Origin of the sequence: Dietzia sp. CW19, assembly GCF_014145265.1 — a bacterium.
GTDB lineage: Bacteria > Actinomycetota > Actinomycetes > Mycobacteriales > Mycobacteriaceae > Dietzia > Dietzia natronolimnaea.
Window position 1 is genome coordinate 1 of sequence record NZ_JAALEE010000004.1, and the last position, 6,212, is coordinate 6,212.

At 68.8% G+C, this 6,212-nt stretch carries 6 protein-coding genes and 1 pseudogene; 4 read left to right on the plus strand and 3 right to left on the minus strand.

What is annotated here, in order from left to right; translation table 11 throughout:
- Both G6021_RS00075 and G6021_RS00080 read right to left on the minus strand, forming a co-directional pair.
- Nucleotides 1-442, minus strand: a pseudogene (locus G6021_RS00075) (adenosine deaminase); the annotation flags it as partial.
- Nucleotides 439-1,908, minus strand: coding sequence for an amino acid carrier protein (locus G6021_RS00080; protein WP_182640427.1), 1,470 nt, complete (start codon nucleotides 1,906-1,908; stop codon nucleotides 439-441). The gene G6021_RS00080 and the pseudogene G6021_RS00075, both read right to left, overlap by 4 nt.
- Nucleotides 1,909-1,964: 56 nt before the next feature.
- Here G6021_RS00080 and G6021_RS00085 point away from each other — a divergent pair, with 56 nt between their 5' ends.
- The gene (locus G6021_RS00085) at nucleotides 1,965-2,855 is read left to right on the plus strand and encodes a patatin family protein (protein WP_347238887.1); all 891 of its coding nucleotides are present in this window, start codon (nucleotides 1,965-1,967) and stop codon (nucleotides 2,853-2,855) included.
- Between the two features lie 76 nt (nucleotides 2,856-2,931).
- Here G6021_RS00085 and G6021_RS00090 read toward each other — a convergent pair whose 3' ends face one another.
- Complete coding sequence (locus G6021_RS00090) at nucleotides 2,932-3,084, minus strand: hypothetical protein (protein WP_179524101.1); 153 nt, start codon at nucleotides 3,082-3,084, stop codon at nucleotides 2,932-2,934.
- A gap of 235 nt (nucleotides 3,085-3,319) precedes the next feature.
- On the opposite strand from G6021_RS00090, the gene G6021_RS00095 reads away from it, so the two are divergent.
- From G6021_RS00095 to G6021_RS00105, 3 genes are all read left to right on the plus strand, one after another.
- Nucleotides 3,320-3,502 carry a hypothetical protein gene (locus tag G6021_RS00095; protein ID WP_182610106.1) on the plus strand — a complete coding sequence of 61 codons (183 nt, stop codon included), beginning with the start codon at nucleotides 3,320-3,322 and terminating at the stop codon, nucleotides 3,500-3,502.
- Nucleotides 3,503-3,623: 121 nt separating this feature from the next.
- Complete coding sequence (locus tag G6021_RS00100; protein ID WP_095717708.1) at nucleotides 3,624-5,318, plus strand: nitrite/sulfite reductase; 1,695 nt, start codon at nucleotides 3,624-3,626, stop codon at nucleotides 5,316-5,318.
- The gene (locus G6021_RS00105) at nucleotides 5,315-6,097 is read left to right on the plus strand and encodes a phosphoadenylyl-sulfate reductase (protein WP_017837640.1); all 783 of its coding nucleotides are present in this window, start codon (nucleotides 5,315-5,317) and stop codon (nucleotides 6,095-6,097) included. Before G6021_RS00100 ends, G6021_RS00105 begins: the two co-directional genes overlap by 4 nt.
- Nucleotides 6,098-6,212 lie beyond the last annotated feature (115 nt).

Genomic DNA, 6,212 nt, shown 5'->3' on the forward strand with positions numbered 1-6,212 from the left:
CGTGCGCGCGCCCGGCGCCGCGATCGATGCTCACGATGGCGCCGGTCCACACCCCGTGGCGCCGGCCGGCCTCCGCGACGGCGGGGAGGATGAACCCCAGCGCGTCCTCGGCCGTGTCGAAGGCGGCCGACTTGTCCGGGATGGAGGCGAACTCGAGCGCCACGACGCCTTGTGCGGCGGCGTCCGCCACCACCTCGTCGAGCAACCGACCGAGCCGCTCCGGGGTCCTCAGGAGCGAGATGAGCAGGCCGTAGGCGTCGAGGAAGCGGGTGAAGTCGGGGAACTCGACGAGCGGCGGGACCTCCACGCCGTCCTCGGCACACCACTCGCGCATCGTCTCGACCCGCATCGCGGCCTCGAGGTGGACGTGCAGGTGAGCCTTGGGCAGGGCGGCGAAGCGCTCGTACGCGGGGGAGTGCGCGGCCGGTGCCGGGTGGCTCATCCCTTCGGTTCGACGTCGCGCGCCTCGTCGGCGACGTGCTGCAGCGTCATCGGATCGGAACCGTCCCAGGACGTGACGTTCCGGGCCTGCGGCAGGTCGTCGCGGTGGAACACCGGGTTGTGGCCCTCGGCCTTCTGCCGCAGGTAGTGCTTCAGCAGTGCCACTGCGAGACCGCCCAGCGGGATGATCGCGATGAGGTTGATGGTGGCCATGACGCCCATGAACAGGTCGGCCAGGCCCCAGACCAGGTCGACCGACCCGAGCGCCCCGCCGACCACGGCGAGGAGCACGAGTCCGCGGAAGGCATTGATCGCACGCGGGCTCTCGCGGAGGAAGTTGATGTTGGCCTCGCCGTAGTACGAGTTCCCCAGGATCGAGGAGAAGGCCAGGAAGAAGATGACGACGGTGAGGAACGGCACGCCCCACTCGCCGACCTGTGAGGCCAGCGAGTCCTGTGTGAGGGAGATGCCCTCCCTGTCGCCGCCGAACTCCGGGTTTGCCAGCAGGATGATGAACGCGGTCGCCGAGCACACGATCAGCGTGTCGAAGTAGACGCCCAGAGCCTGGACCAGGCCCTGTTTGACAGGGTGTGAGACCGAGGCGGTGGCGGCGGCGTTAGGGACCGAACCCATGCCGGCCTCGTTGGAGAACAGCCCACGCCGCATGCCCTGCATGATCGCCGCGCCGATCGCGGCTCCCGCGACCTCCCGGAAGCCGAGGGCGTGACCGACGATGAGCGAGAGCATCTCCGGGACCTCGGTGATGTTGATCGCCACGACGATCAGGGCGACGACGACGTAGGCCGCTGCCATGACCGGGACCAGGATCTCGGTGACCGCGGACAGGCGACGCACGCCACCGAAGATGACCGCGCCGGTGACCGCTGCCAGGACGAGGCCGATCACCAGGCCCGACCCCGTTCCCTCGAGGCTGAACTGGTTGCGCACCGACTCGGAGATGGAGTGAGCCTGCACGGCGTTGAAGACGAACCCGTAGGTGAGGGTGATGATGACCGCGAACGCCACGGCCATGCGCTTCCACCCCAGCCCGTCGCGGATGTAGTAGGCGGGGCCGCCGATATAGGAGTCCCTGCCCTTGACCTTGTACAACTGCCCGAGGGTCGACTCGATGAACGCGGTGGCGCCGCCGATGATCGCGATGAGCCACATCCAGAACACAGCGCCCGGGCCGCCGACGGTGATGGCGATGGCCACGCCGGCGACGTTCCCGGTGCCCACGCGCGACGCAGCGGAGATGGTGAAGGCGCGGAAGGCGGAGATGCCCTTCTTGTCCGGCTCGATGTCGGAGGGTTTCTCGACGATCGTCCGCAGCATCTCCGGGAACATCCGCACCTGGACGATCAGGGTGGTGAAGGAGAAGTACAGGCCGGCGATGACGAGTAGTGCGATGACCGCGTACCAGTAGACATCGTTGACGGATGCTATGAAGTCGGCGAGAGCGCTCACTCGGGAGACGGTAGTCGATCATCGCTGATGTGACGATGCGACTTACCCTGGGTGTCGTGACCGATTTATCGCCCACTGCTCCGGATGTCGCAGTCCTGTTCGAGGGCGGGGGGATGCGGGCGGTCCACACGGCGGGGGTCGTGGAGACGCTCATCGATGCGGGCATCCACGGTGGGATGGCTGCGGGGATCTCCGCGGGGGCCACGCACGTGGCCAACTATCTGTCGCGCGAGGGCGTCCGCGCGCGGAAGAGCTTCGTCGAACTCGCGGCGGACCCCAACTTCGGGGACTGGCGCAGCTTCGCCCGGGGGAAGGGGCTGTTCAACGCCGAGTACATCTACGAGCAGACCGGTCTGCCGGACCAGGTGTTGCCGTACGACTTCGACACGTTCTCCAGCAGCGGCACGGCCGCGAGGATCGGGACCCTCCGGTGTTCGGACGGTGCCACGGTCTTCTGGACCGAGGAGGACGCCTCGAGCATGCCGGAGCTCATGCGGATGGTCAGGTCGTCCTCGACGATGCCGGTGTGGATGCCGCCGGTGCTGATCGACGGCGAGTACTACGTGGACGGGGCCCTGGGCCATGACGGCGGGATCCCGCTGTCCGCGGCGCGGGAGGCCGGATACGAGAGATTTCTGGTGGTGCTGACCCAGCCGAGTGGATACCGGAAGATCCCGCCGCGGCGACTTACCCCGTTCTACCGCTCGTACTTCCGGCGGTTCCCGGCGGTGGGGGAGGCCCTCCTGCACAGGTGGGCGCTCTACAACGAGACGCTCGACGAGATCGAGGCTCTCGAGGAGTCTGGCGACGCGGTGGTGTTCCGTCCGGAGCGCGTGTTGATCCGGAGTTACGAGCGCAGGGTCGACCGTCTCGCGGAGGCCTACGTCCTGGGGAGGGCGCAGGCGCGGCGAGAGGTCGACGTCTGGCTTGAGTTCTGCGGGATGTGACGGGCGCGCGAGATGACACGCCCTGCGAAATGCGAAGCGCCCCGGTGGCGGACCACCGGGGCGTGTCGAGTTTCGCTCAGGAACCGAAGAGCGCCGCGCCTCCGGCGAGGGTGCCGAGGATGTAGGCGGGCAGGCCGAGGAAGCCGTCGATCGCTGCCGAGCCGGTGCCCGTGTCGGGAAGGAGATCGGCGGAGCCGCTGGCGAGGTTGGCCCAGAATTCAGAGAACATGTGATGTCCTTTCGAGAGAGGGTGCCCCACGGGGTGGTGGGGTACGTCACTCACGGTACGGACGAATGCCGACCGTTTCCACACTTCGTCTGCCGAGACAAAGCTTCTCAGCGTATTCGTAACAGTTTCGCTGCGGGGTTCCTACTTGATGAAGATCGTCCTATAGTCGGACCAGGGCGACCGAGATGTAGTCCAAGGGGTGGGCTGACCAGGGCCGCTCTGGAAGGAGTTCATCATGTTGGGAAGTCTCTATGAGGTCGCCGGTTCGTCTATTGAGGCGACGGCCAGCCTCGCCCAAGATTCGGGATCGACCCTGGTCGATGTAGCCACCGCTCTGCCGACGTTGGTTCTCGCCTTGCTGTGGGAGACCGTGTTCGGTGTCGCCGAGGACCTCGGGTCGTCGATGCCGGTGTTGTGACCGCCTCCACCGCGCCGCCCCGGCCCCGGTCCTCACCTACGGGCTGGGGCCGGTCGCGTGAACCTCGCCGGGGGTAGCACTCATTAGACAGACCTGTCTGTCGACCGCTACCCTCGCGGACATGACCGGTACAGACGCCGCCGCCCGCCCCGCTCGTCCCGCCCGCGCCCCCAAGCCGCAGGGCCAGTGGAAGATCGACGGCAAGCTCACGCTCAACCACAACGAGGAGTTCAAGCTCACCGACGACGCGCTCAACGTGCGCCAGAGGATCCTCGACACCTACTCCAAGGAGGGGTTCGCCTCCATCCCGTCCGACGACCTCTCGGGTCGGATGCGCTGGTGGGGCCTGTACACCCAGCGCAAGCAGGGGCTGGACGGCTCGCGGACCTCCAAGCTCGAGGCCGACGAGCTGCAGGACGAGTACTTCATGATGCGGGTCCGGACCGACGGCGGCGCGGTGACCACCGACCAGCTGCGGGTACTGGCGGGCATCTCGACCGACTTCGCCCGCGGCACCGCGGACATCTCCGACCGGCAGAACATCCAGTACCACTGGATCGCCATCGAGGACGTGCCCGAGGTCTGGCAGCGGCTCGAGGACGTCGGGATCGACACGGTCGAGGCCTGCGGTGACTGCCCGCGCGTGATCCTCGGCAGCCCGGTCGCCGGCGTGGCCGAGTCCGAGATCCTGGACCCGACCCCGGTGATCGCCGAGATCAAGGCCAAGTACATCGGCACGCCCGAGTTCTCCAACCTGCCGCGCAAGTTCAAGTCCGCCATCACCGGGCACCCGAGCCTCGACGTGGTCCACGAGATCAACGACATCTCGCTGGTGGGCGTCCGGCATCCGGAGCTCGGCCCGGGCTACGACCTCTGGGTGGGCGGCGGGTTGTCCACCAACCCGCAGCTCGCCACCCGCATCGGCGTGTTCGTCCGCCAGGAGGAGGCGGCCGAGGTGTGGGCCGGCGTGGTGGGGATCTTCCGCGACTACGGCTACCGGCGCATGCGCACCCGCGCCCGGCTCAAGTTCCTCATAAAGGACTGGGGCGCCGAGAAGTTCCGCCAGGTCCTCCAGGACGAGTACCTGGGCCGCGAGCTCCCGGACGGACCCGCTCCCGAGCGTGGCGTGGGTTCGGGCGACCACGTGGGCGTCTACGAGCAGAAGGACGGCCGCTTCTACGTCGGCGCCGCCCCCACCGTCGGCCGCGTGGGCGGCGAGAAGCTCTCGCAGGTCGCCGACCTCGCCGAGGCCGCGGGCTCCCACCGGGTCCGCTTCACCCCGCACCAGAAGCTGCTCGTCCTGGACGTCGAGCCGGAGAAGGTCGAGGAGTTGGTCGAGGGACTGGCCGCCATCGGGCTGCACGCCCGCCCGAGCTCGTTCCGCCGCTCCACCATGGCGTGCACCGGCATCGAGTTCTGCAAGCTCGCCTTTGTCGACACCAAGGACACCGCCACCGCGCTGATCGGCGAGCTCGAGAACCGGTTCGCCGACGACGCGCCCCTGCGCACGCCGTTGTCGATCCACCTCAACGGCTGCCCCAACAGCTGTGCGCGCATCCAGACCGCCGACATCGGCCTCAAGGGCCAGCTGCTCGACGGCGACACCCCGGGCTTCCAGGTCCACCTCGGTGGCGGCCTGGCCTCCCAGGACCAGGAGTCGGGTGGGCTCGGCCGCACGGTCCGCGGACTCCGCGTGCCGTCCGCGGACCTGCCCGACTACGTGGAGCGCGTGATCCGCAAGTACATGGAGACCGGTGCCAGCGGCGAGACGTTCGCCGAGTGGGCCCACCGTGTGGAGGAGGAGGTTCTGGTATGACCGCAGTCGCACTCGATCTGCTGCCCCGCAGCACCGTCCTGACCCCCGGCCCCGGCCGGCGTCGGACCACCGAGGAACTCAAGGCCATCGCCGAGGACGCGGCGCGTCGATTCGACGACCGCGGGCTCTACGGCCACCACGGCGAGGTCGACCCCGCCGAGGTCCTGGCCTGGGCGGGCGAGACCTTCGGCGACGCCCTCGCCGTGGCCTGCTCGATGGCCAACACCGTGGTGCCGGAGATGACCGCGCAGTACGCCCCGGGAGTGGACGTGCTCTTCCTCGACACGGGGTACCACTTCTCGGAGACCATCGGCGTCCGGGACGCCCTCGCGTCCACACCGGGCCTGAACGTCGTGGACGTGCGCAGCCCCGCGAGCCGCGAGGAGCACGAGGCCGCGCTCGGCCCGCGCCCGTTCGAGACGAACCCGGAGCTGTGCTGCCGCCTGCGCAAGGTGGAGCCGCTCGACGCGGCGCTGTCCGGATACGAGGCGTGGATCACCGGTCTGCGCCGGGTGGACACCGACCACCGCGCCGGAGCGGCGATCGTGGAGTGGGACGCCAAGCACTCGATGATCAAGATCAACCCGCTCGTGGCGTGGACCCTGGATCGCGTCCACGCCTACGCGGAGGAGCACGGGTGCCTCCTCAATCCCCTGCTCGACGACGGCTTCCCGTCGATAGGCTGTGAGCCGTGCACCCACCGCGTCGAAGCCGGAGCGGATCCGCGCTCAGGTCGCTGGGCCGGTTCCTCCAAGACCGAGTGCGGCATCCACCTGTGACGATCGCGTTCGCTGACGCCGCCCCCGCGGCCGAGCGGCCGGCGGCACCCGCGTTGGACGGCCTCCCCCTGACGGTGGGGCTGTCCGCGCGCGAGGTGCTGGTGGTGGGCGCGGG